We start from the raw sequence: 2513 nt of genomic DNA, 5'->3' as shown, positions 1-2513 counted from the left end.
GCTAGAGTCAGGACTCGTTAAGTTTCATAGCCAGAACATGATGGTTGCGGCGAGTGCGACGGCGGAGAGGAAGACCTTCGGGCATCTGTCGCAACACGTGGCGACGCGTCTCCAATCCTTCAGCCGACCGAACATGATCTCGATCCTGTTGCGGCGTTTGTAGCGGCGCGTGTCATATTTTACGGGCCGACCACGAGACTTTCGCCCCGGGATGCAGGGAGTGATCCCTTTGTCTTTCAGCGCATTTCTGAACCAGTCGGCATCATGGCCCCGGTCGGCCAGCAACCATTCCGCTGAGGGTAAACCTCCCAGCAAGGCCGCGGCGCCAGTGTAGTCGCTGACCTGGCCTGCGGTCATGGAGAACCGGATTGGCCGTCCATGGGCATCGGTGACGGCATGCAACTTGGTGTTCATGCCACCCGTTCTCGGGAAAACGATCTCGTGGATCGTTTTCTGACCCTCGAACTCCGACCGATCAGTCGGCCGCGCCCCCTTTTTTCGACCATAGGCTGGTCGCCGTCCGGTGCGCCTTGAGGTAGGTGGCATCAATCATGATCGTCTTCGGTTCTGGGTCCTCCGCGGCCAACCCCTCCATGATACGAGCAAAGACGCCCATGTCGCCCCACCGCTTCCAACGGCTGTAAAGCGTCTTCGCGGGACCATACTCTCGGGGATCGTCCCGCCATCGCAACCCGTTGCGGTTGACGAAGATTATGCCACTAGAGCCACACGCCGATCATCAACACGCGGCTTGCCAAGGCTCTTCGGAAAGAAAGGCCGCAGCCGCGCCATCTGCTCATCGGTCAGCCAGAAAAGGTTGCTCATCGATCAGTCTCCTCGCGGAGCCTGAATCACGCAGCAGCAGGCAGATCAATGGGTCCTGACCCTAGTTGGCCGCGCTCCGCCGTGGCTACTGCCCTTGCGCCGAAGCAGACGAGTCTCAGCGCAGGCTGGGGCATGGCAGTTTTCAGGGCCAATCAGTTTCAAATTCGGGAACGAACCTCGTGAAGCGAGGTTGGTCAAGGCTGTCCCAAAAGGAAGTTATCATGCGCCTTCTTCGATCAACGTCGCCGTTGGCGGTTTCCACGGCTCTGGTGCTGCTTGCCTCGCAGGGCGCGGTTGCCCAGCAGGCCACGGCGCCTGCAACTGCACAGGAGCCCGCAACCACGGCTCCCGCGCCCGCTCAGGCGCCTGCGGCTGCCACTGATCCAGAAACCACGGAAGGGATAGATGCCCTGTCCGAGGCCCAGCCTACCGCGGACATGCAGTCGGTCCTCGACAAGCTGGCGGAACTGGGGGCCGATCCCATCGGAACGCTGTCGCCCGAGGAACAGCGCCAGGAACCGACGCCTGCAGATGCCGTGATGGCGCTGATGAAGGATCGCGGGATCAGCATGGATCCCAAGCTGGCTGCCATCGCGACGCGCGATGTCACCTATACGGACGCGGGCGGCGGCCAGCAGCCGATCCGCATCTATACGCCTGAGGGGTCGGGTCCCTTTCCGCTGATCGTCTATTTCCACGGCGGGGGCTGGGTGATCGCCGACATCGACACCTATGACGCTTCGGCCCGGGCGTTGGCGGCGGGAACGGAGGCAGTGGTCGCCTCGGTCGAATACCGCAAGGGACCCGAAAACAAGTTCCCGGCTTTCCATGAGGACGCCAACGCCGCCTATGCGTGGCTGATCGAGAACTCCGGCAGCCTAAACGCCGATGCGAGCCGCGTGGCGGTCGCCGGAGAAAGCGCGGGGGGAAACCTGGCGATCAACGTGGCCCTGAACGCCCGTGACAACAAGCTCACATTGCCTCGGCACATTCTCAGTGTTTATCCGATTGCCGGCAACGAGATGGACACGCCGTCCTACCAAGCCCATGCCGATGCCAAGCCGCTGTCGAAGCCGGCGATGGAGTGGTTCGCCCAGAACGCCTTTACTGACATGTCACAGGCGACAGACCCGCGGGTGGACCTAAAGGACCGCACCGACTTGGCGGGCCTTCCCCCCGTCACCATCATCAACGCCCAGATCGACCCGCTGCTCAGCGACGGCGAGCAGCTTGCCGCCGCCTTGGAAGAACAGGGCGTCAACGTCGAGCAGAAGACCTACGAGGGCGTGACCCACGAGTTCTTCGGCATGGGTGCAGTGGTGCCGGAAGCGAAAGCGGCCGTCGACCAAGCGACAACTGCGTTGAAGCAGTCGCTGACTGAGTGAGAATATCAACACCGGGAGGCGGGTGGCTTCCCGCCCTCCACAGTGTTTCCTGCTAACCTAGGTGTTCAGTCCCGGCATCTGGTGGATCGGATTTAGGATGAATCTGTCTGGCTCGGATGTCCAGATCTTGCAGATGTATTCATACGGTGTGAGCCCGCCGAGGGTCTTGAGCCGGCGGGCGAAGTTGTAGGCTGCCATGAAGTCTGACAGGTGGGTGCGGAGCTGGTCGTGATCGTCGTAATGGAAGCGTTTGACGGTCGCGTCCTTGATCGTGCGGTTCATTCGCTCGACCTGGCCGTTGGT

General features: G+C 61.7%; 2 protein-coding genes and 1 pseudogene. 1 reads left to right on the top strand and 2 read right to left on the bottom strand.

The genetic code is table 11. The features are described 5' to 3' along the window. Positions 1-24 precede the first annotated feature (24 nt). Positions 25-825 (bottom strand): annotated as a pseudogene (locus CK240_RS17335) (IS5 family transposase). A gap of 221 nt (positions 826-1046) precedes the next feature. Between CK240_RS17335 and CK240_RS17330 the strand changes: the two are divergent. After that, entirely contained in the window at positions 1047-2210 is a 1164-nt protein-coding gene (locus tag CK240_RS17330; RefSeq protein ID WP_095641516.1) for an alpha/beta hydrolase, read from the top strand. A 57-nt stretch (positions 2211-2267) separates the two neighbouring features. On the opposite strand, the gene CK240_RS17325 is transcribed toward CK240_RS17330, so the two are convergent. After that, on the bottom strand, positions 2268-2513 hold a 246-nt coding region (locus CK240_RS17325; RefSeq protein ID WP_167650080.1), incomplete at its 5' end, for an integrase core domain-containing protein.

This window comes from Paracoccus salipaludis, assembly GCF_002287065.1.
Classification (GTDB): domain Bacteria; phylum Pseudomonadota; class Alphaproteobacteria; order Rhodobacterales; family Rhodobacteraceae; genus Paracoccus; species Paracoccus salipaludis.
The sequence above is the reverse complement of the archived record's forward strand: the minus strand, read 5'-3'. Positions and strand labels throughout refer to the sequence as shown.